The sequence below is a fragment of the Halorubrum distributum JCM 10118 genome, assembly GCF_000337335.1.
Taxonomy (GTDB): Archaea; Halobacteriota; Halobacteria; order Halobacteriales; family Haloferacaceae; genus Halorubrum; species Halorubrum distributum.
The window spans coordinates 135598-156116 of the sequence record NZ_AOJN01000049.1; the positions used below are offsets into that span (position 1 = coordinate 135598).

At 57.7% G+C, this 20519-nt stretch carries 23 protein-coding genes and 2 pseudogenes; 18 read left to right on the plus strand and 7 right to left on the minus strand.

Annotated elements, in window-relative coordinates:
* Positions 1 to 746 precede the first annotated feature (746 nt).
* Positions 747 to 949 (plus strand): annotated as a pseudogene (locus C466_RS17595) (PIN domain nuclease); the annotation flags it as partial.
* Between the two features lie 72 nt (positions 950 to 1021).
* Here C466_RS17595 and C466_RS16090 read toward each other — a convergent pair.
* From C466_RS16090 to C466_RS09665, 6 genes are all read right to left on the minus strand, one after another.
* Positions 1022 to 1237 carry a hypothetical protein gene (locus tag C466_RS16090; RefSeq protein WP_004596396.1) on the minus strand — a complete coding sequence of 72 codons (216 nt, stop codon included), beginning with the start codon at positions 1235 to 1237 and terminating at the stop codon, positions 1022 to 1024.
* A 462-nt stretch (positions 1238 to 1699) separates the two neighbouring features.
* Entirely contained in the window at positions 1700 to 2776 is a 1077-nt protein-coding gene (locus C466_RS09645) for a tyrosine-type recombinase/integrase (protein WP_004599772.1), read from the minus strand.
* The gene (locus C466_RS09650; protein WP_239641206.1) at positions 2773 to 3498 is read right to left on the minus strand and encodes a hypothetical protein; all 726 of its coding nucleotides are present in this window, start codon (positions 3496 to 3498) and stop codon (positions 2773 to 2775) included. Before C466_RS09650 ends, C466_RS09645 begins: the two co-directional genes overlap by 4 nt.
* A 14-nt stretch (positions 3499 to 3512) precedes the next feature.
* Complete coding sequence (locus tag C466_RS09655; RefSeq protein WP_004596393.1) at positions 3513 to 3827, minus strand: hypothetical protein; 315 nt, start codon at positions 3825 to 3827, stop codon at positions 3513 to 3515.
* Positions 3824 to 4072 (minus strand): hypothetical protein, encoded by a 249-nt coding sequence (locus tag C466_RS09660; RefSeq protein WP_004596392.1) that lies wholly within the window; start codon positions 4070 to 4072, stop codon positions 3824 to 3826. The genes C466_RS09655 and C466_RS09660 overlap by 4 nt, the downstream gene beginning before the upstream one ends.
* Positions 4073 to 4187: 115 nt before the next feature.
* A complete protein-coding gene (locus C466_RS09665; protein ID WP_004596391.1) occupies positions 4188 to 4370 on the minus strand; it encodes a hypothetical protein in 183 nt (60 codons plus the stop codon).
* 233 nt (positions 4371 to 4603) lie between these two features.
* Here C466_RS09665 and C466_RS09670 point away from each other — a divergent pair, with 233 nt between their 5' ends.
* The 6 genes and pseudogenes from C466_RS09670 to C466_RS09685 all read left to right on the plus strand — a co-directional run bounded on the left by C466_RS09670 (position 4604) and on the right by C466_RS09685 (position 10081).
* A complete protein-coding gene (locus C466_RS09670; RefSeq protein ID WP_049908356.1) occupies positions 4604 to 4885 on the plus strand; it encodes a phage repressor protein in 282 nt (93 codons plus the stop codon).
* Positions 4886 to 4890: 5 nt separating this feature from the next.
* The gene (locus tag C466_RS16585; protein WP_152418562.1) at positions 4891 to 5490 is read left to right on the plus strand and encodes a hypothetical protein; all 600 of its coding nucleotides are present in this window, start codon (positions 4891 to 4893) and stop codon (positions 5488 to 5490) included.
* A 289-nt stretch (positions 5491 to 5779) separates the two neighbouring features.
* Entirely contained in the window at positions 5780 to 7189 is a 1410-nt protein-coding gene (locus C466_RS09675; protein ID WP_239641207.1) for a hypothetical protein, read from the plus strand.
* A gap of 118 nt (positions 7190 to 7307) precedes the next feature.
* Positions 7308 to 8336, plus strand: a complete 1029-nt coding sequence (locus tag C466_RS16590) for a hypothetical protein (RefSeq protein ID WP_152418561.1) — start codon at positions 7308 to 7310, stop codon at positions 8334 to 8336.
* A 132-nt stretch (positions 8337 to 8468) separates the two neighbouring features.
* Positions 8469 to 8807 (plus strand): hypothetical protein, encoded by a 339-nt coding sequence (locus tag C466_RS09680; protein WP_239641208.1) that lies wholly within the window; start codon positions 8469 to 8471, stop codon positions 8805 to 8807.
* Between the two features lie 322 nt (positions 8808 to 9129).
* Positions 9130 to 10081, plus strand: a pseudogene (locus C466_RS09685) (IS1595 family transposase).
* A gap of 92 nt (positions 10082 to 10173) precedes the next feature.
* On the opposite strand, the gene C466_RS16095 reads toward C466_RS09685, so the two are convergent.
* Complete coding sequence (locus tag C466_RS16095; protein ID WP_004596387.1) at positions 10174 to 11313, minus strand: pentapeptide repeat-containing protein; 1140 nt, start codon at positions 11311 to 11313, stop codon at positions 10174 to 10176.
* A gap of 317 nt (positions 11314 to 11630) precedes the next feature.
* Between C466_RS16095 and C466_RS17335 the strand changes: the two genes are divergently transcribed.
* The 11 genes from C466_RS17335 (at position 11631) to C466_RS09720 (ending at position 20519) form a co-directional block, all read left to right on the plus strand.
* Positions 11631 to 14294, plus strand: coding sequence for an McrB family protein (locus tag C466_RS17335; protein ID WP_239641209.1), 2664 nt, complete (start codon positions 11631 to 11633; stop codon positions 14292 to 14294).
* 2 nt (positions 14295 to 14296) lie between these two features.
* Positions 14297 to 15592, plus strand: coding sequence for an McrC family protein (locus tag C466_RS16105; RefSeq protein WP_080505971.1), 1296 nt, complete (start codon positions 14297 to 14299; stop codon positions 15590 to 15592).
* 219 nt (positions 15593 to 15811) lie between these two features.
* Positions 15812 to 16417, plus strand: coding sequence for a site-specific integrase (locus C466_RS09695; RefSeq protein ID WP_004596385.1), 606 nt, complete (start codon positions 15812 to 15814; stop codon positions 16415 to 16417).
* A 34-nt stretch (positions 16418 to 16451) separates the two neighbouring features.
* Positions 16452 to 16589, plus strand: coding sequence for a hypothetical protein (locus C466_RS16780; RefSeq protein ID WP_160163044.1), 138 nt, complete (start codon positions 16452 to 16454; stop codon positions 16587 to 16589).
* 198 nt (positions 16590 to 16787) lie between these two features.
* Positions 16788 to 16928, plus strand: a complete 141-nt coding sequence (locus C466_RS16995; protein WP_004596384.1) for a hypothetical protein — start codon at positions 16788 to 16790, stop codon at positions 16926 to 16928.
* A 213-nt stretch (positions 16929 to 17141) separates the two neighbouring features.
* Entirely contained in the window at positions 17142 to 17309 is a 168-nt protein-coding gene (locus C466_RS16785; RefSeq protein WP_158295143.1) for a hypothetical protein, read from the plus strand.
* A complete protein-coding gene (locus C466_RS09700; RefSeq protein ID WP_004596383.1) occupies positions 17306 to 18760 on the plus strand; it encodes a phage tail protein in 1455 nt (484 codons plus the stop codon). The genes C466_RS16785 and C466_RS09700 overlap by 4 nt, the downstream gene beginning before the upstream one ends.
* Positions 18760 to 19248 carry a hypothetical protein gene (locus C466_RS09705; RefSeq protein WP_004596382.1) on the plus strand — a complete coding sequence of 163 codons (489 nt, stop codon included), beginning with the start codon at positions 18760 to 18762 and terminating at the stop codon, positions 19246 to 19248. The genes C466_RS09700 and C466_RS09705 overlap by 1 nt, the downstream gene beginning before the upstream one ends.
* Before the next feature lie 48 nt (positions 19249 to 19296).
* On the plus strand, positions 19297 to 19758 hold the full coding sequence (locus C466_RS09710; protein WP_004596381.1) for a hypothetical protein: 462 nt from the start codon (positions 19297 to 19299) through the stop codon (positions 19756 to 19758).
* On the plus strand, positions 19759 to 20244 hold the full coding sequence (locus tag C466_RS09715; protein ID WP_239641210.1) for a hypothetical protein: 486 nt from the start codon (positions 19759 to 19761) through the stop codon (positions 20242 to 20244). It begins immediately after the preceding gene.
* Positions 20241 to 20519: a hypothetical protein gene (locus C466_RS09720; protein WP_004596379.1), complete on the plus strand. Its 279-nt coding sequence runs from the start codon at positions 20241 to 20243 to the stop codon at positions 20517 to 20519. The genes C466_RS09715 and C466_RS09720 overlap by 4 nt, the downstream gene beginning before the upstream one ends.

Consider the following 20519-nt stretch of genomic DNA (forward strand, 5'->3'; position numbering starts at 1 on the left):
GAACGGCTCCGTTGAAACTCTTCGGAAGTGATTCAGTCTGATCGGGGCGTGGCCGGTATGGACATAGCGACGAGCGATTCCGGGAGTAGGTATCGCTGATCTACAGCCGCGATGTCGTATTTAAGTAACCACGAGCGACGGCGACGAGTGTTTATAAAAGAGGTGCGGTGGCGCGTGCCGACGAGCGCCCGGAGGGCGCGATGTCGCACGTGCGAGGGAGTCGGGCGCGGCGAGGGCGACCGGAGGGAGCCCGCAGGACGCGCCCGACGAGGCTGGGGAGGCGTGAGGCTGCGGTCCCGCGAGCGACCGGAGGGAGCGAGCGGGAGCACGGAAGTCGCAGCCCGCGCAGCGAACGCAGTGAGCGAGCAGGACCGTCTTCCGGTGGTGCTGTGCGGTGCGGGGCGGGACTCAACGGGGCAGTCGCGAGGCGGCCACAGGCGTTCACGAGAGCTTCGCTCTCGTGAGCCAATCAGAACGCGGAGCGTTCTGACGACATCACGAAAGGCGCGAAGCGCCTTTCGAACGGCAGCGAGCGTGCGCCCGCCTCCCGACTGGGGCTTTGGAGGCCGTCATCCCAGCAGTCTCAATCATTTATAAACGGCCAACGGCAAAACCGGGATGCTACTTATAAATGACCTCACTCGCGATATACTACACTTACTCTCGCTACCGATCAGGAAGCACCTTTCAGCGACCATGTGTTTCAACCCAGTTTAAATCTGGAGAATAGGGCTTCAACAGAGCCGCTTGAGGTTGTTCCCGTTGCGACCGACGAAGAACGGCAGATCGTGCTCACGGCTGTGAATTATGTTGATGACCGCATAACCGCGTTCGATTCGTCCCATGCCGCTACTGCCGAAGCTCGTGGCATCCCATCTTAAGCTCTGACAAACCATACGAGGATGTCGATCCCGAGCGTCTTCCGTTGGAACCGACTGACGAGGAGTGAGTCATCCCTCAGACAGACTGAGCACCCGAGCCTATCCGTTTCTAAGTGACCCGACGAAGTCCAGGCTGAATGTCACCGCTCCCTGAATTTGACCGTGTAGCCGTTATTGCGGAGCGCTTCAACGAGTTCGTCTCCACGCTCGATTGTGAACTCGTGGAACGAGTTGGTGGGGCTATCTGCCGAATACAGCTCTGAGTCGATATTCTCCGGAATTTCGTTCTGATGGGTATCTTCTTGGACAACAACGGGCTGGCTGGGTACGTTGGTGGAACTGCTATCTTCTGACATTGGGACATCCTGTGTTACAACCGTTCGCTCATTTGAATTCCGATTCTGATTTCTCTTGAGAGAGGTATCTGACGCGATTGCAGACGCCGACAGGCGTAGAGTTACCAGGCTCTGTTGAAATCCTCAGCAAGTGATATATTCCCACTCAACCGCAGTCAGTACAGGGGATCCACATACCGGAATTGTGACGCCCTACTTTTGTCGGGGTGTTACCGTGTGCTGGGAAATATCAGGGAGAACGCGATTCCTTGTGCGATGCCCATCCGATTGAGCGATGAATCTCAATTGGGCCGGCGAACAGTAATTCTTGAACGAGGGGCGAGCTCAAGACTCCAGCAACAAACCAGAAGAGTCCCATCTAACGATATCGGATGAAACTGAAGGAATGGGGCCGGAGGGACGAACCAAATTCAAAAAATCCCCTATGTCGGTACTCTGAGATACCCGTCTTCGGTGTCGTTGTCATGAGTCGTCCTCCTCATCGCCGATTCCGGCGATATCGAGGTCCGCAGTGTACTCCTCTCGGCGTTCTGCCATTTTCCGGTGCCGGTCCGCCTTGTCGTAGTAGCGCTTGATTGTGTCCGGGTCCGCGTCGACGCGCTCGCTGATCACTTCGATCGGGAGCCCGCGGTCGCAGTGCCACGTGAGCGACCCCGTCCGGATGTGGTGGGGCGCTCGCGACGAGGGACACTTCGAGGCGTGCGAGCGCTCCGTGAACTTACAGCTCCGGCGAAGGCGCCCGTGTGGACATTTCATGTAGAGGCAGGGCTGTGTCCCCTGATACGTCCAGGAGCGGATCGTCGTGTCCGTGACGCGGCCCTGCCGGCCAGCGAACAGCGGCTCGCGGCCGTGCTCGTCGCGCTTGTCCGAGCGCTCCCGGGCGATGTACGTGTCGAGCGCGTCGACGACCGGCTCCGAGATGCGCACGACGCGCTCGCCCTCGTCGTTGTTCTTCAGGGGCGTTCCGGACTCCGGTCGGTGGTTGAACTCGAGGTACCCGTTCTCCGGGTCGTAGTCGCCGACATCGAGGCCGACGACGGCGCCGAGCCGGCAGCCCGTGTTCCAGAACACTTCCACGACCGCGTGCGGCGGCGTGCCGAAGCGGGCCGGGTCGTTCCGGTAGAACTCGAGGAGCTGCTTCGCGTCCTCGGTGTCGAGCATCGTGTCGCTCGTCTCCTGCGACCGCGTGAGTTTCGGGACGTGGACCTTCTCCGGGAGGTCCTCGTCGACGGCCTCGATCGTCGCGAGGTACTGGACGACCTGCGAGACGGCGGTCATCTTTCCCTTCACCGTCGCCGGGGCGTTGTCCTCAGCGCGGAGGTGGCGCTCGTACTCGTCGAACAGCCAGCCGGAGAGGTCGCCGACGCGCTCGACGCCGCGCTCCTCGCACCAGTGGACCCAGCGCGTGAGGCGGTTGTCGTAGCTCCGGATCGTCTTGTCAGAGTTCTCCATCGAGCGCTTCTCCAGGAACCGGTCCCGTGCCTCCCGCGGCGAGAGGTCCGAGGGATTCGCGGGCGGCGAGGAAGAGTTCCGGCTCACCGTGAGTCCCCCATGTTCTCGACTTGGTCGCTCACCGGGTCGAACTCCCACCCGGCGACCGATCCTCCGTAGAGGTCCCCGTACCCGTCGACCACGTCGGTCGCGGTTGCGCGGTCCGCCGGCGCGCTGCGGTCCGGGTTCGGATCGTTTCGCGCGGCGTCCCGGCGCCGGTCCTGAACCAGTTGGAGGAGGAGCGCGTTCTGGAGTTCGAGGGCGTCCGCGATACGGGCGAGGTCGTCATCGCGGTCGCGACCGCCGTCGGCAACCAGCCGACGCTTTCCAGCAAACCTTTCCGCATCTAGCCCTTGGGATCTATCGGTGTGATCGGCGCACCATGTCAGAGGCACGCACCTGCGTGTTCCCCCTTTCCTGCTGCCGAAACCGCGTTCGGGTTCGTCGCCGGTACTCCCCGGCTGATCGATACCGCCGTCGGTTACGAGTTCGCGCTCGCCAGCGTGGTAGCGGAGGTCCTCGACGAGCGAGATCGCGCGGTCGGCGTCGAGGTCGCGCCGGAACCGGTCCGCCAGGTCGAGTCCCTTTACCTGGTGGTCCTCGTCGCGAACGTGGAGCCGCGCGACGACGTCTCCGTCCGTTCCGTGTCGGCGGTCGACCAGGTCATACAGCGACTGTAACACGGCGCGGTGGTTCGCGAGAAGTCGGGAAGCGCGGTTCCGGTCGGTGTACGCCAGCACCGAACCGTGGCGGTTCCGGCGGATCTCCACGTCGACGGTCGGGCTCATCGGTCCACCTTCGCGGGCATGACCACGGCCTCGGTACCGTCTCCGTCCCACGGTCGTAGGCAGACGAGGACCGTCCCGCTCTCCTCCGCCTCAACGAAACTCAGCCGCGCGTCGGTCTCTCCGAACTCCTCCTCGAACGTCTCCGTGAGGTCGGCCAACAGAATCGGCGAGACGATCTCGCCCATCTTCAGGGACTCCTGCCCGGCAGCCTCCAGGCGACCGAGGAGGTTCTGATCGTCGAGGACGGTGATCTCGTGGAGATCCGCGTCGGTGACCTGCTTCGGGGCGAACTCGCTCGGTGAATCGCTCACGCGCGACCACCCCGGAGGCTCTCGTAGGACTCCGAGCCGCGCACGAGTTCGACCTCGTCGCGCTCGAAGGTCTCGTCGGTGCGGACGTTCCGCAGCTCCTCGAACTCCGGCTCGGCGTCCGTGTCGTTCGACCGGGCGCACTGCGCGCACCAGAAATGGTAGTTCGTCGGTTCCCACGAACGGTGTCCCGCCGGACACCGCCACTGCCACCGATCCGTCTCCTCGTCAAGGTCGATCTCGACCATATCGGGGCGAGACGTTATCTTATAAAAGGGGTCGGCCAAAGGCGCTCGGTGAAACTGAACGTAGTCGTCACGTCGGGCGATACTGCGGGTTTTGCCGGTTCCGTCGCTATGAGTCCTAATCATGATTCTCGGGGTACAGGTCGATCTCTCCCGCGAACTCGCTGAGCGAGGTCTGCGCCACGTCGTGCGCGTGGCGGTCCGCGCGGACGATAACGGCGAGCGCGTCGGGAGTGGTAGTGAAACGCTGTTCGTGCTCTCGGTCGGGAGTTTGAAGCCCCCCTGTGGTGTTCCCGTACATGGGTTTCGTGCTCTCTCACGGAACCCCACACGGGCCGGCTGTTGGCGCAGCGCGGCCCGCGTCCTTTTCAGGCTCGCCACGTCCGAGACGGGCGAGTGGGTCCGTGACTGACACGTGTGGGTTCGGGGTTCTTAACTTTAGTGTATGGAACGATACGCTACAATGACCTTGATAAGTCACTCTGAGTTCGTAACCAATCGAACTAACACCCTGATTTGCGTGGAAACCACCCAATGCGCCGGCCTCGGGTGGAGTGGATGACGCGCGCCGACGATACCATCCTTGAGTTTCTTCTGAACGACGGGAACAAGCCGCTCAACGCGTCGCCAACATTCGTCGAGGCAAACATCGATTACAAAATCTCGCACATCCGCAGTCGGATGCGGAAGCTCCACGAGTCGGGTTTAATCGAGTACTACGACGAGGACCGAGGCCTCTACCGGATCACCGACCGCGGTCGCGACTACCTCTCAGGCGAGCTCGACGCTGAGGACTTAGAAGATATCGGCGAGTAGCACAGATGAATATCGGATCAATCCCCGTTTGGTCCATTTTAGGCGTCGTAGTCCCCCTAATCGCGCTTTATTACCGATACGGATACGGAGCGAAGTCACACGTCTCCCTATCGAGATTAGTATTGAATGATGACTCAGATTGGAGAGATGGCAGAAGCAATGATCAAGAGATCTGCTCTAAGAGGATCTTCATTGTCGCTTCAAACAGTGGATGGCGAGAAGGCATAGTAAGCGGGGTAGAACTGGTCGAAGCAGTGGTATGGGATGAGGAGGGCAATAAAAGAGTCGTCTTAGGCCCTCAAGACAGTATCCTCAAAATAGAACTAGAACACTTTGAGCCGGACGGAAGATCGACAAGGTTAGATCTTGAGAAAGAAACTGATTTCAGCGGACAAATCATCCCCGGTCGTGATGATGAGAGGTTCGCTGTTCTCCCATTCATTCTGAAGGATAGCGAACTATGGGAAGCGATGAAGAACGGGGAACGTGGTCGTTTTGTTTTTAAAATGACCATTGAGGATAATAAGCGGCTTTACCCGACAAGTGTGGATGTATCCACGAGTCTGACATACAGTACGAGAGATGAAATTAGTGAAGGCCAGTAGTAGGCTACCTCTCGGGCGGGTTCGCCGCTAACGACTCAGAAGACATCGGCGACGGGTAGTACCCTCCCGTTTTGTCGGAAATAAAATCTTTTTCAGTGACGCTATCGACGGGTTTGATATGCCAACTAATCGGTATCCTATTCTCGCCGTCACTCTGGTCGTGCTTTTGGCCGGATGCGGCGGACTCGCGGGGATCGGCGGCCCGTCGATCTCCGACACCGAGGCGACCGTCGTCGAGGGACAACCCGCACTGACGTTCGACTACGAGATCGACGACTTCGCGACGGCGTTGCTCGAGGACCCGAACGGGAACATCGTCTCCGAGGCGCGGATCGAACCGGAACAGAACAGCAGCGCGCTGTACATGGGCGACACGCAGGGCGGCGAGTACCGGCTCCTTATCAGGGAAGGCGGAGAGACGCTCACGAGCGAGACGCTCGAATTCGACGGCCCCGAGCTGGTGATATCGGACGTAAGCGACCAGTGGTCGAGTAATTCTCTGGAATCCGTCGAGGTGACAGTCGAGAACACCGGAGACCTCCCGGCTCGCTTAGAGAGAGGGACCTATCAGGTAGATGGGAACGAGGCCGAATCCTACATTAGTGGACCCATTGAGGCGAACGAGAGCGTCACTGCCAGTATCTCGCCGGGATTCGGAGTGGCCGAATTCGAGGAGCCTGGTCTCGTAGAGGGTGAGCTCACCGTGGTGACTACGGCCGGGAACCTCTCTGGGGATTTCTCCCGGGACCTCGAACCGGCGTCGCTGAACATCGAACAGGTCAATCCGATCTGGTCCGGGAACGCCTTAGAGGAGGTCGTCGTGCGAGTTCGGAACACCGGCGACGTGCCCACTGAGGCGAACGTTTCCGTCGAACACAACGGCGAGGAGGCGGCTGGAACGGGCGTCGGGACCGTCGAACCCGGCGAACTCGCCCGGTTCGAAGCGGACTCGTTCTTCTCGACCTACGAGGTTCAGTCCGGCGGCGAGGCGCAGTTCGACGTCTACGTAGACTCCCCGTCCGGTCGCGTCTCCGACGAGTTCACTCGCGACGTCGCCGGTGCGGACGTCTCGATCGGATCGGTTGATTCGACGTGGGAGTCGGGTCGGTTAACCGAGGTCCGGTATTCAGCTGACAACGCGGGCGAGGTCGAGGCGGAGTACGACGCGACGGTTGAGGTCAACGGTGAAACGGTCGCCGAGGGCGATGTCACGATCCCGGCCGACGGGGTCTCTGGACAGACGCTCGCGGAGGATTCGATCTACTCCAGCTTGGACTACGCCGCGGACTCGGGAGGCGAGTACGAGGTGACCGTGACGCTCGACACCGGGGACGGAACCGTTTCCGCGTCCGATACGGTCGAGTTCGAGGGAATCGATTACGAGATCTCCGAGGTCGATGCGACGTTTTACGATCAGTACGATAGCGACAGCTCGGAGCTATCCAGCGTGGACTTCTCCGTGAGAAATGACGGCGATATCGCGCTTCGATACGATTCTGTGGAAATCGAGATCGGCGGTGCCTCCCGGACGGACGATCCATACGGAACACAGGAACTTGAGCCGGGGTCGTCCTCGATGGAGTACGTCTCCCTGACGGATTCAATTGTAGTTGATTCGGGGTCGCACGACCTCACGATTCGGTTGCTCCTTGACGGCGACACGGTTGCGAGCGAAACGACGACGGTCTCGACTGATTAGAGACGGAGCGATACTGCCAACCTGTTCAGGACTTCACACAATCCTGATTTCAGAAGGTAAGGTATCGTAAACGTCGTTTGTCAGTAGCTTTTTCTTGGAATGTATTTTTGGTAACATTATGAACAGACGAACGCTGATTGGCACTTCGGTAATGCTTGCCACACCAGTGCTCGCGGGGTGTTCCTCAGATGGACAAAATCAATCTGAGCCTTCTGGAGATGATAGCGAAAACGAATCGGAGTCAGTAAACAGTGAGCAAGGACCTGTCGGGCCTGCGGACGCAGTAGAACACTATGACAAGGCGATCGAGCTGTTGGGAAAGAACGCCGAGGTATTCAATGAAGTCCGTCAAGAGCTATTGTTAGAGGGAAGTACTGTAGAGTTCAGTTCCTCAGAAGTCAAATCACGAACCTCTGAGGCCCGCAGTCAACTTGACAGTGCTGAACAGGATGACGACGGCTCGTTGAGTGATCATATCGACGCAATGCGTGTGCTCGCATCGTACCAAGATTCCTTAGCCGATTACAATGAGGAATACCTCAGATTGACGAGCCTCGTCAATACAGGGGTTGATGAATACTTCGATGGGCAACATCAGTCTGCGATAGATATCCTTCAAGAAGCTCAGGAGCAGATTTCACCGACCAGGTCCTCACTAGAAGAGGTCGGTGAAAAACTAGATGAGGTACTGGAGGCTGCCGAAGTGGCAGATTTGAGTGATCAATATAAAGAAGAAATGCTCGTAGCAGGAGACCAGTTTGCCGAGGTTCAGGAGGAACTCGCTTGGCTTAACCAGATAGTTCCCGCCCGAATCGCTGAAGTTGAGGGGGATCGAGCGTTTGAGTTAGGTACAAATGCGTTTGACAATGAGGAATATGGTACTGCCCGCTCTCATTATGCGGATTCTGAAAACCACTTTGTGTCTGCTGAGACCCATTTAGATAATCTCCAAGTACAAGAGATAACCTCGTATATTGAGGAATTAGTCAGTGACGCAGAGAGTTTGAACTGTGAGTATCGACATAGCTCAAACGCTTCCGACGAGATGGTACAGGCCTCAGAGGCGATGGAAAACAATCAATCAGAACAGGCTAATCAACACATTGAGGCAGCAAATACTCAGCTTTCAAAAATAGACACCTGTTAAACTCCAACTGACCTGTCCTGTGCTACTCTGAAGAGCAATCCGCTCCGAAGGTAGGAAGCGATTTGTAACACTTCCAGTTTCACTCCATGGCCATGGCTCACGTCCTTTACCCTGTCCGCCAGTGCTACAGATATGGCAACGACGAACTCGGGAGAGGGGATTCGGCGTCGCGATGTCTTCGTAAACCTCGCTGAAGAGCTCCAACTTCGGCGGTCGGGCGTCCACAGCGCGAAAATGGCTGAGAATCTGTTCAGATTCGAGGAAGGTCGAGATCTCGTCGGGATCGGACACAAGGCCGAGCGAGCGATCTACTACGAGACTGCTTCACGATCGCTTGTCGCGGTTCAATTCGACAAACACGGTGTGTACGCCGGTGAGCAGGAACTACTCCAGCGTGAGCTCGACGATCCATCGGCATGGGTTGAGGCGTATGGTGGCGGGCTGGTTTGGGTTCATCCGCGGTACCGCTGATTCGGCCATGTCTAGAAACGGGCAACATCAGGATCTCAGCGCCACCAGCTGTCCGCGGTGGAGATATGTAAATTGTGCTTAAATACGCTCGCGAGTGCCCAAGACATAGCCTAAGAAAATAATCGCTGTCGTTCCGAGGAACGTCTCAATGCCAGCAACCAAGCGCATTATACCCGGTTCAGGAGGTTGTGGTGGTGAAGTAGTAAACGTAACTACACTATAATACAGACTACGCTCTTCCGTAGGAGATTGTTGATACTGGCGAGCTGTCGCTGTCGTGTCGAAGAGGACAAGGACACCGCGTCAGCGGTGTCCGACACGGATGATTCCGCTAGATGTGTTTGGGTCGGAATCGGTCGCAGCGGACCTGTTACAGCAGGTTCGCTGGCGTGACGGCGTTTCCTGTCCTCGCTGCCGTTCTGACCGAACGGTCAGAAACGGCAGCTACGGGCAGTTTCAGCGGTATCTCTGTAAGGATTGCGACCGCACGTTCAACGATAAGACTGGCACGATCTTCGCTCACTCGAAGATCGCACTCCGCAAATGGTTGTTCTCGATCTACGCGTTTTTGCGGTTTAACACCAGTCTCAGGCAACTACAGTGCGAAATCGATGTCACCTACAAAACGATCCACAGGCGTGTCGAGCGCTTCACCGAAGCGCTCGACGCGCCGTCACTCGATCTCCGTGGCCCGGTTGAAATTGACGAGTTCTACGTCTCTGCCGGCTTGAAAGGCCGCGAGNCTCGATCTCCGTGGCCCGGTTGAAATTGACGAGTTCTACGTCTCTGCCGGCTTGAAAGGCCGCGAGCGCGACCGCTGGTCGCGCTCTCGTGGCCTCTCACGACGCGGACGCGGAACGTATGATCAAGACAAACCGCCCGTGTTCGTCCTCGTGGATCGTGGCACCGAGCAACGGTACGTTGTGCCGGCGAAATCCGCAGACGAATCGACGATCCGGCTCCTGCTGGCTGCCCGCCAGCAGGAGCCTCTCACTGTCTATACCGACGGATTTCGTGCGTACGATCCGCTTACTGAAGACGAGCAACTCGACCGCGAATACGTCGTTCACGGAGACGGTGAGTACGCCGACGAAGAGGTCCACGTGAACTCCTGCGAGAGCCACGCGTCGCTGGCGCGACGGTGGCTCTCGCCGCATCGAGGCATCTCAAAAGATCGCCTCACACAGTATCTCCGAGCGTTCCAACTCAGACAAGAACTCTACCACAAACCCGGACGAAAAGCGCTCAAACACGCCGTCAAAGCCACTCTCTGAAATCAACAATGTGCTACACAAGAGCGNCAAGAACTCTACCACAAACCCGGACGAAAAGCGCTCAAACACGCCGTCAAAGCCACTCTCTGAAATCAACAATGTGCTACACAAGAGCGATACAGACTATATTGAAGTCCCATTTCAGTTGTCGAATACGCCCCTGCCGAAGATAATAATAAAACCAACATAAGTACAACTACTGGTAATAATTTGACACCATAACCAGTAGTCCATAGAGATACTACTGAACCTGCCCACTCCATCGTTCCCCGTATTGTCTCATCGGCCTTTGCCTCTTGCCGACGAGCACGACGTTCTCGAACGCGAGCATCCCGCGCTTGTTTGACAAGACCATTGTTACTATATGCGGATCTAAGTTCATGATTTGCCCGCGCAACAGCATCATGGAGGTCAACAGGAGAATTCAATGCCTCCTCATCCTCTACAGATTCGTCTTCGAGACGGTGCCTAGGAGGATCAACTATTGTGTTACGTGAGAGTAGCGCGTCAGAAAGTGACGTATCCCAAAGCAGAACAGAACTCATGTCAGAACCGATTAATTTTGCCTTGGAGAGATCTGTTGCCCCCAAATCAGCTTTCGATAGGTTGGCATTGAACAGGTCAGCTTTAGACAAATTTGCCCGGCGTAAGTTTGCCTCTGTAAGGTTGGTTTTGTGTAATTTAGCCCCTGAGAGATCGGCTTCCACTAGTGTAGTATTGGAAAAGTTAGAACCCTGTAGATCGGAACCGCTGAGATTAGCAACTGTTAGGTCAGATTTTGACACGTTGGCATCTATTAACAAGGATTCAGAAAGATCGATACCACGTAGGTTAGCCTCTGACAGGTTAGTGCCAGACAGCTCTGCCTCCGAAAGATCAGCAGCACGTAAAAATGATTCAGACAGATCAGCATCCCACATTTCAGCCTCAGAGCACTTGGCACCGGTTAACTTGGCTTTTGAAAGATTAGCATCCCACAGCTTTGCCTTAGAAAGGTCGGCGTCACGTAGGGAAACCCCGATAAGCTGAGAATCACGCAAATCTGCTTGTAAAAGCTTAGCATTACGCAAATCAGCGCCTGAAAGATTAACGCCTCTGAGGTCGGCACCTGAAAGGTCAGCACCACGCAGAGCTGCCCCTGAAAGATTGGTATTGCTAAGATCCGCTTCTGGCTGTATATCAGTGGTAGATACCCCTGATTCGGCGGGAATATTATATTCAGCATCGCTCATGTTGTTGAATCTATGTATGAGACGGCATAATATCCCCGCCTCAAATTGAGTCTATAAATATTCCCGACTTCTCACACAACTCAAGAGGCAATTCTCACAAAATACAGTCATACCCAAGCTCACAGCATCGGTACTGTTGAGGCCGGTAGTGTCGCCGTTGGGAAGCCATCCCGTCGACGTGAACCGCGGGAGCGACGCCGACGAGGTCGTGAGAGATCTGTTCCAAGAGCGCGTTCCGCGTGTGGTCTTGGCCGGTACTAGTTGTACTCCCAAATCCGGTACAGATATGCCCCTCGCATATCACGATTGTATATTCAATGAGTCGAGAGACCGACACGTGGATATTCAACATCGGACCGTCAAATTGGGAAGTTTGCGCTAACGGTCCGACTGACAGCTCGATTCACCCAGAGGAATATCTCGGACAACCGTGTCATGGGATTCGGGTTGATGCAAATAAGAGCCCAGAGGGACTCGAAGAGGGAGATTTGGTGCTCGTCAGAGAGAGTCCTGGAGGGGTGCGTGGAATCTGGCGGTACTTAGACAAGCAAAATATCAAGGGTGTCTCTCAGGAGTTGTGGTCAGATAGCGACTACGAGTGGATGTTGTACTGTGAGGCGTTGGAACGCGACCTTTCGGAGCCATACTCTGAAGATTGGGAAGCCTTGGGAGATGCCATAGGCGCGAAGCCTGAGGCGGCCCAATCGCAGATCCGCGGCGCCGTGTCGAATCTCTCGACCCCTCTTAAGAGAGAATATTTGACGCAACTCCTAACCGAAGTAGATCTCTCGAATACAGCCGGCGATGCGATCATTGAGTCGCTCACGTCTCTAGATGATTGGCCTGAGATCCTCAACTCATCCGCGAACGCCGATGAAGCTCCATACTACTGGGTCAACCAGACGAGTAAAATCCACCACATTGAAGAGGAAATACTGGAGGCTCCTGTTCGAACGAAGGAACCGACACACGACATCTCAAGGCTCTCTCCGGGCGATACGGTGTTCCACTATTCGGGAGGGAAAATCATTGGCTATTCCTCGGTAAGCGGGACCCGGTCAATCCACTGGGATAGCACGGAGTCAGAGCAAAAAAAGAAACTCAGACAGCGAGTTCAAGTTGATCTCACCCAATTTGAACGACCGCTGTTATTTAGAGAGGTATTCGAGGTACTGGCAGCTGATGCCGACCAGATTTCGAATTATCCGGTTCACGACTCTGGCCTTAATTCCGGATATTTGTTCAACCTGACTCGTGAAGCGGGCGAATATCTCAGAGCGGAGGGAACGGAGTGGGAACCACATCCACTCGTGAAATCGTTCCATGACTCGGGGGATGGTTCGGTCTATGTGTGTTCGTTCAACCCGAGTGATCACCTGACCATACACCGGCGTGGTGCGGTGCTACTGTGGAGGGGAAAAAAATCTGTCTGGGAACGAATTTCCAAGGGAGACGTTGTATTATTTCATGCGAAAAATGAAGAAGACCGAGCGAACGGAACAGCAGAACACGTACCAGCAGGACTTATCGGCGGAGGGGTTGTCAACTCAAAATCAATTAAAAGGGAGCGATGGGGCCTCGACGAAGCTGATGATCTTGGGAACCCATATCTCCTCAATCTCGAGAAGTTGTACACCACCGCAGACATCGATCGGCTTGCGTTAAATCGTCCAGTATTCACGCTGACCCAGTCAGAGTTCGAAGCTGAGTTTGATGCGTTGATGGACGGCTGTCTCCCGTGGACGACCGCAAATGAGATTGCGAACCGGATCAATGGAAAGGGCCTAGCAAGCAGGAGCTTCTCTAAGGTCGACGCTTCATTCAATACCCTCGTAGACCTTCTTGAGGCATTAACCGAAGAGATGCGTCCTCAGTTACAGCATCTGGAACCTCCTGAAGAACTCCCTGGAATGCTCCCTCACCCGTCTGATGGGTTCCAAGTACCTAATTCACTGAAGCGTCGGCTCGGCGACGTTGGTCAACTCATTTTCTACGGACCTCCAGGTACTGGAAAAACATTCACCGCCACAGAACTCGCCCGCCAGTGGGTCTATTCACGAACCGACACGCCAACAGACACTCAGGTACAAACGGTCACCTTCCATCCATCAGTCAGTTATGAGGACTTCGTTGAGGGACTCACTGCGACGAAATCCTCCGGAGAAGACGCAGTTACATACAAGTATGAAGCAGGCACGTTTAAGGAAATATACGAAGAAGCTCGTGACGCATATGAGCGGACTGATGGGGATGAGCCACCGCGGTATGTCCTCATAATCGATGAAATCAATCGCGGAAACGTGCCGCAAATTCTGGGTGAACTGATCTCTCTACTCGAAAGCGATAAACGGCTAGATGAGCCTCAGCAGACCTCAGTACAAGCCGCTCACTCTGGAGAGAAACTAACACTGCCGCCGAATCTCTATATTATTGGAACGATGAACACCGCAGACCAGTCGATCGCGCTGATTGACGCTGCTATCCGAAGGCGATTCTCGTTCCACCCGTTCCCACCGGACACACAGGTTATTATCGAGAAATCGTCGCTGCTCAATCCAGATAAGGATGATATCGATACCCTCGCAGAAGAATCATCTATCACACCGAAATCCCTCCTAGCACGCTCTATCAAAGCTATCGAGACACTTAACGAACGGATTGTCGATGGTGATCCAGGAAGAGGGCAGCGGCTCGGTCATACATATCTGATGGGCGTAAAGGACACTACTGATATATGTGATACGTGGCAGTTCGACATTCTTCCGCTATTAGAAGAGTACTACTTCGGTAATGTGGACCGTCTGCGGGCTGATCTACTGACCAACGATGACGATGATGAACCAGTCGCAGATGTGCTGTTTGACACAAACACTGGCGAAGTTCGTCCCGAAATACAGCCCTCTGAAATATATTCGGCTTTAGGAGAGATAGTTGGTATTCAGTCTTCAGACGACTCGAGTGACGTAATCAACGAGGATTGAGAATGCGAACCGGTGGGAATATCTTGGACGATAACCGTGGTGAACGGAGCGTCCACAAGGTCGTAGAAAACGACTCGAAGCAGTTACAGCTATCTCGCGAGGATGTCACATACCTCCAGCAAGAGTGGGATGATGATGTTTCACTTATTGACAAGGGCGATACACAGACTATCTCAGTTACCAACACTGTCGGGGTAATTGGGCTTCCGAGCGGCAAAATACTCTCTATTACACCAAAAGTAGAGACCTCACTGCTGTACTTGCTAGCGTATGCTGGGCGTGTGAATGATAAAATCGTTCGAGACCGTCATCCTGGAGCGATCGAATTAGGTGACTCCCTGACTAACCTCCTTGGACAACTTTTCCTTACAGAAATTGAGCACCTTCACCGGCAGGGGCTCGACCAAGACTATCGGACTACGGAATCAACTGAACGACACGTCCGGGGACAAATTCAGGTGCAGAAACAACTCCAGCAACATGGTCCTGTTCCGACAGAATTCGAATGTCAGTACCAAGACCGCACACCTAACATCCCGATAAACCAAGTGTTGGTAAAGACGGTCAATGTGGTACTTCCCCTGATTACTGACGCCGATCTACGCGCTCGACTACAACAAGCACAAGCGCGTTTCAAGCCTGTTGTTGCTCCTAGTGTACACCCTCTAGAAGCTTTAGAACAAATTTCACTCAGTCGCCTCAATGATCACTATCGCGCTGCGCTACTGCTTTCTCAGGCGATTCTCGAGCAGGAATACCTCCATGATACTACAGAATCTACGAGACCGTTTCCGTCGATGGTTTTCCCAATGCCGACTGTTTTCGAAGAAGTGGTCCAGCAGGTCGTGGAAACGACACTGGACGGTACTCCATATAGAATGTCAAAAAAAGATCTGGGAACCATCGCCAAACGAGCCGATGATGAGAGAGGGACTCGAGACCTAGAGCCTGACTTTGTCATCCGCCGGGAAGTAGAATCTAAAGAAACTGACCCGGTAATCGCAGTCGGCGACGCAAAGTGGAAAACCGACAAGAAACCCTCCAGTGAGGACTTCTACCAACTTGCAACGTACCAAGCTTACGCAGATGTTCCTGGGATCCTCATTTATCCAAAAAAGCAGACGGAAGAACATGATCTCGTCTATGAGAACAGCAGTGATAGCAATCGGGGCCGCCTCTTGATTCGAACACTGAACACAGATCCCACGAATAGGTATGAGCCATTTGTTGATCAGTTATTTGAGAGCTTACGCGACCCACTATCTGAACTGCTCGATCACACAGATACTCCAATTTGAGTTCCTCTGTTATCCTCACCATCATAAGAGAGCGGTAATCAGCTGTGTGGTCCGGTAATCCATCCGGATAGGGTTCCGGCCACACAGCTAAGAGCTGGTAAATTCACTTTGGCCGACTTCTTACACAACTCGTCAACGACCGGCCGAAAACCGCCCCGATCACGCCGGTCACCGGCTGGGTTCTGCCGTATTATATGCAATCTTGTTTAGCAAGATCGTATGCGCCTAGAGCAAACGCAAGCGGAGGATCAATTCAAATGCTGGCTCACTGACGACGACCTTGACGAGCTGCGGCGGGCGGCCGGGAGCATCCGGGACGACCTCGTGATTCAACTCGGCGGATTCGTCGGGCTCCGCGCCTTCGAGATCCCGCAGGTGTGCCCGAAGCACGTCAAACGCACCCCGGACGGCGACCACTTCCGGCTCCGCGTCCCGGAGGGGAAGGACACGACCAGCAGCGGCGGGAAGCCTCGCGACGCCTATCTCCCGCGAGAGGTCGAGGGCGACATCCACCGGTACGTCCGGTCGGAAGACGTGGGGCGTCACGAGCCGATCGTCGACCTCTCCGAGAGCGGTATCCGGGCGGTGGTCAAACGCACGGCCGACCGCGCGGCCGACGCGACGGGCGATGAGGACTTTCGCTACGTATCGAGCCACGATCTCCGACGCCGGTTCGCGCAGCGGCTCCTCGTCGATAAACAGGTGAACCCGCGGGTCGTCATGCAGGTCGGCGGCTGGGACTCCTTCCAGGCGATCGAACCGTACCTGAACGCGCCGACGCCCGACGTCGTGAACGCGGCCTTCGAGGAGGCTGGGTTCGCATGAGTTCCAACGAGAAAGAGGCTGTAGGTGTTCCACGATGAACATCCACATCGACGCGAGTTGGTTCCTGCTCGCGGCGCTGGCGTTGATCTACTTCCTCGGTTTCATCGGGTTCCGCGCCACGGTCGTACTGATGTTAGCCGCGGGTCTACCGTACGGAGGACCAGCACGATGACCCGCGATCAACAGTCGGGCGGGCCTAATCAACGGGTACGACAACTGCTACTCGACCCGGGAACGTGGGCCGGCATGGCTCTCTTCGCCGCGGGGTATCTGATTCCAATGTTGGCGTTCCCGGATTCGGCACCAGCAGTCGCTACAACGGCGATGTCCATGACGATCGCCGTACTACTCGCGAACGAGGTGATCCCGGATGTCGAGTGAGCAAGAGACGGATGGAACGTACCGCTGTACCGAGTGCGACTATGAGGGTGACGAGTATCGAATCCTCGACGACGGCTCAACGGGCGGGACCGCGGTGTGTCCCGAGTGCGAGGGCCAGCTGACGATCTAAGCGAGTCGGTCTCACACCCGCTGGGTTCTGCCGTTTTATCACCGACCTGCCGACTTGTCCTTTTTATCGACCCGGTGACCGGGTCGAAAACTGGTATGACCGACGACGACAGGGGCTCGTCAAAAGAGCCCGACGACGGATCGAAACGGTGGGTCGACTGGCGGAACCGCGGAGGGTCGGCGTGACCCCCACCCGGATGCGGGGGGCCTTCGAGTGAGCCGCGTTCCCGACGGGATCGCGGTCTCGGAGGCGTTCGCGTCGTACCTCGAGGAGTTCCGCGAGCGGTACCCGCTCGATGTCGAACTGGCACGCAAACACGGCTGTTACCACACTCTCATGACACGAAGACGGACCAGCGGTAGCTACGGAGGAATCGCATGAACATCGATCTCAAGAAGGCGGGGCTGGCGGCGCTGCTGGCGCTGACGGTACTCTCGTCGATGGTCGCGATGCCGGTAGCGGCGGCGGGCGGGATCGGCTGGGGCGGTGACGCGAAGACGCCGAACCCGGCGATCCACACGGACGTGACGGTCGAGGAGTGGTCGAACGCGGACTTCGACAGCGCGCTCGAGTACTACGACGACAGCGGCGAGGCAACTGAACTGCCGGCCTCGGTGAACGAGTCGAACGACAACCCGGTCACGCTGACGGCGACCGCGATCGAGTTCGACCAGGGCGACGCGTTCCCGCGGCTCGACGCGGAGGACGACGAGAACTCGGCGTCGGCGCTCGACGCGAGCGAGTGGACGACCTCGGGGGCGACGGTGAGCGACTCGACGACCGCGGCGGGCGTCGACGCGCTGAACTACGCCGGGACGGCGACCTCGGACTCGGCGTCGTACACGAACGTCTCGGTCGCTGACGGCGAGAAGTCGTACGTCACGATCGCGGCGGACATCAACTCGGCGAGCGGGACGCCGACGCTGCGGGTGACCGACGGCGACGGCGACTACGTCGAGGTCACGCTGTACGACTCGTCGGCCAACGCGGACTCGGACACGGCCCTCGCGAACAGCACGGGCGATGGGAAGGTCCTGCAGCAGCAGGTCGGCAGCATGACGCTTCAGGGGTCGGGCGACGGCTCCTTCGGGTCGACCGAGGAGGTCTCGCTGCACGGTGACATCGACGCCGACGTCTCCGTCCTCGACGCGGAGCGCACGCGCGCACTCACCTTCGGTGAGAAGCTTGAGGACACGGACGACGACGACGAGCTAGAGACGGTGACGATTACGGAGCCGCGGGGCTCGTACTCGGTGACGGGCGTAGACACGTTCGACGAGGTCATGTCGGACGCGACGATCTACGGACTCACCGCGGACGCGGAGTTCGCGGCGAGCGACCTCGAGGACGACGAGGACGTGAACGCGGAGTTCGGCCCGTCGAGCGACTTCCCGCAGTGGGACCAGCTCGGTGAGCTGACGTTCCGGCTGGAGCTCCCGACGGCGTTCGACCTCTCGTACTCCTCGCCGGAGTTGGTCGACGAGCCGACCCTCCCGAGTGAGCGCTACAAGGCGGTCGACTTCGCGGAGGACACCGGCGACACGGACTTCTCCGAGATCGACTACTCGTCGGTTGCGTCGAGCTACGACGGGAGCGACGAGGTCTCGCTCGACTCGACGGTCTCAACGGACACCGAGTACGTGATCTCGTACGACGTCACGCTGACGAACGACGAGGTCTCGGCGATTCAGAACGCGGCCTCGGGCGGCGGGGCGGCGATCATGTCGTCGAATAGCGGAGGTATCGTCGGGTTCATCACGTCGCTCCCCGGCATGATACTCTCGGCGCTGGCGGGTCTCGTCGGGATCCGCGCCTTTGGCGGAGGGTCCTGATGTCCGGAGCCGCCGACGAGCTACCGAGCGGGGACGACCCGTCTGCGAACTCGGTACTCACGGGGACGATCTCGTTCCTGAATGGCGGAGGCTCTCTCGGGACGCTCCTACAGGGGGCGATCTTCGGCACGCTCGTCTCCTTCGCGACCGGCGGCGTGAACTTGATCCAGAGCGCGTTCGGGCTGGTGATCGCGCCGCTCGACGCGCTGGCGTCGTCGGTGACGCAGTTTGTCGACTCGGCGTTCCTCGCGCCGCTGGGGATCATCGAGACGACGGCGGAGGCGTCGGCGACGGCGACAGCCTCGCAGTTCGGACCGTTCGCGATCCTCGTCGGCGTCGTGTTGGTGCTGGGTGCGTTCTGGATGATCACGCAGTTCCTCGAACAGTCGGAGACGAGCGACACGCTGCCGATCCCAGGACTCGGCGACGCGCCGGACATCCCGGGACTCCCGCTCGGCGTGACCGAGGAGAACGAGGACGAAGACTGATGCGGCACCCATCGCGATCCAACCGCGCGCTCGCGGGGGTGGTGAGCGGTGGCTGACGGCGACGACGCGACCGACGTGGACGTCGACGAGTCGTCGTTCCTGACCGGCGTCACTTCTATCGAGGGCGTCTCTTGGTCGGGTGCGTCGGGCGTCGACGTGGGACGGCTCGCGAGAGCGATCGTCGGGACGGCGGTGTTCACTGTCGCCGCCGGTGTGAACACGGTCGTCAGCGGCCTCACGGCCGCGGTCACGGGCCTGATAGACGGCGTCAGCGAGTTCCTCGCGGGGGCGACGGAGTGGTTCCGGATCCCGGGCGTCGGCTGGCGGCCGACTCGAGAGGCGGGCCTGATCGAAGTGATCTTTGGGACCGGCATCGCCGCGATCCGCGGTGCATGGTCGTTCAACGTGGACACCTTCGGCCCGCTTTCGCTCCCGGTCGGCCTCGCGGTCGTTCTCGGGACGTTCCTCGTGGTCGCCCGGGGCATCGAACAGATCCAGGAGGTGATCTGAGTGGCGGATGACGGTCCCTCTATCCCCGGTTGGATAGATGGTCTCAAGCCTCTGATCGACGATGTCAGTCTTCTCGAGGACTTCGCGAGCTCGCCTCGTCAGTTCGTCGTCGGCGCGGTGCTGACGACGTTCCTCGAGGTCGTGTTCGGCGTCGTCTCGCAGCTGGTCGACATCGTCCTCCTGCTGTTCGGCGGCTCGGAGCCGGGGCGGTTCAACGCGCCCGGCGAGACGCTCGGACTAGCGGACGTGCCGGTCGCGGTCGCTCAGGCACTCGGCGGTGCGGGAGCATCGTTCGGGACGACGATCCTGGATGCGATCCGCGGGCTCAACGCGGCCGTATTCGAGGCGGCTGGGGTGCTCGGACCGTTCACGCCGGTCGTCGTGGCGGCGGTCGTGATCACGGAGGTCGTCGTGGCGATCGTGGTGCTGCGTCGGATCGTGTACATCGTCGCCGACCTGCTGCAGCTCGGAGGGTTGACAGAGTGACACTGAAAGACATCGCGAAGGATCCGCTGACGCAGGTGTCGGCGGGACTTGGCGCGATCGCCGCGGTGCTGAACCCGGAGGTCGTGTGGGCGCTGACGGATGCGCTCATCGCCTCGGGGCCGCAGTTATTCTCGGCGATCTCGGTGGGGGCGCTGACGCTCCCCCAGGTCCTGCCGCCGTCGTCAACGGGAGAGTGGGCGGTCGTCGCGGCCGCTCTCGTCTTCTTGGCGTATCTGGGTCAGCAGATCTGGAGCAACATCGATCGAGAAGTATGA

Bases quoted from the DNA above. Each gene is read 5' to 3' on its own strand.
- C466_RS16090 (WP_004596396.1), bottom strand. From the start codon at position 1,237: ATGTCAGAAGATAGCAGTTCCACCAACGTACCCAGCCAGCCCGTTGTT.
- C466_RS09660 (WP_004596392.1), bottom strand. From the start codon at position 4,072: ATGGTCGAGATCGACCTTGACGAGGAGACGGATCGGTGGCAGTGGCGG.
- C466_RS09665 (WP_004596391.1), bottom strand. From the start codon at position 4,370: ATGTACGGGAACACCACAGGGGGGCTTCAAACTCCCGACCGAGAGCAC.
- C466_RS09670 (WP_049908356.1), top strand. From the start codon at position 4,604: ATGCGCCGGCCTCGGGTGGAGTGGATGACGCGCGCCGACGATACCATC.
- C466_RS16585 (WP_152418562.1), top strand. From the start codon at position 4,891: ATGAATATCGGATCAATCCCCGTTTGGTCCATTTTAGGCGTCGTAGTC.
- C466_RS16590 (WP_152418561.1), top strand. From the start codon at position 7,308: ATGAACAGACGAACGCTGATTGGCACTTCGGTAATGCTTGCCACACCA.
- C466_RS09680 (WP_239641208.1), top strand. From the start codon at position 8,469: ATGGCAACGACGAACTCGGGAGAGGGGATTCGGCGTCGCGATGTCTTC.
- C466_RS16095 (WP_004596387.1), bottom strand. From the start codon at position 11,313: ATGAGCGATGCTGAATATAATATTCCCGCCGAATCAGGGGTATCTACC.
- C466_RS17335 (WP_239641209.1), top strand. From the start codon at position 11,631: ATGAGTCGAGAGACCGACACGTGGATATTCAACATCGGACCGTCAAAT.
- C466_RS16105 (WP_080505971.1), top strand. From the start codon at position 14,297: ATGCGAACCGGTGGGAATATCTTGGACGATAACCGTGGTGAACGGAGC.
- C466_RS09695 (WP_004596385.1), top strand. From the start codon at position 15,812: ATGCGCCTAGAGCAAACGCAAGCGGAGGATCAATTCAAATGCTGGCTC.
- C466_RS16780 (WP_160163044.1), top strand. From the start codon at position 16,452: ATGAACATCCACATCGACGCGAGTTGGTTCCTGCTCGCGGCGCTGGCG.
- C466_RS16995 (WP_004596384.1), top strand. From the start codon at position 16,788: ATGTCGAGTGAGCAAGAGACGGATGGAACGTACCGCTGTACCGAGTGC.
- C466_RS09700 (WP_004596383.1), top strand. From the start codon at position 17,306: ATGAACATCGATCTCAAGAAGGCGGGGCTGGCGGCGCTGCTGGCGCTG.
- C466_RS09705 (WP_004596382.1), top strand. From the start codon at position 18,760: ATGTCCGGAGCCGCCGACGAGCTACCGAGCGGGGACGACCCGTCTGCG.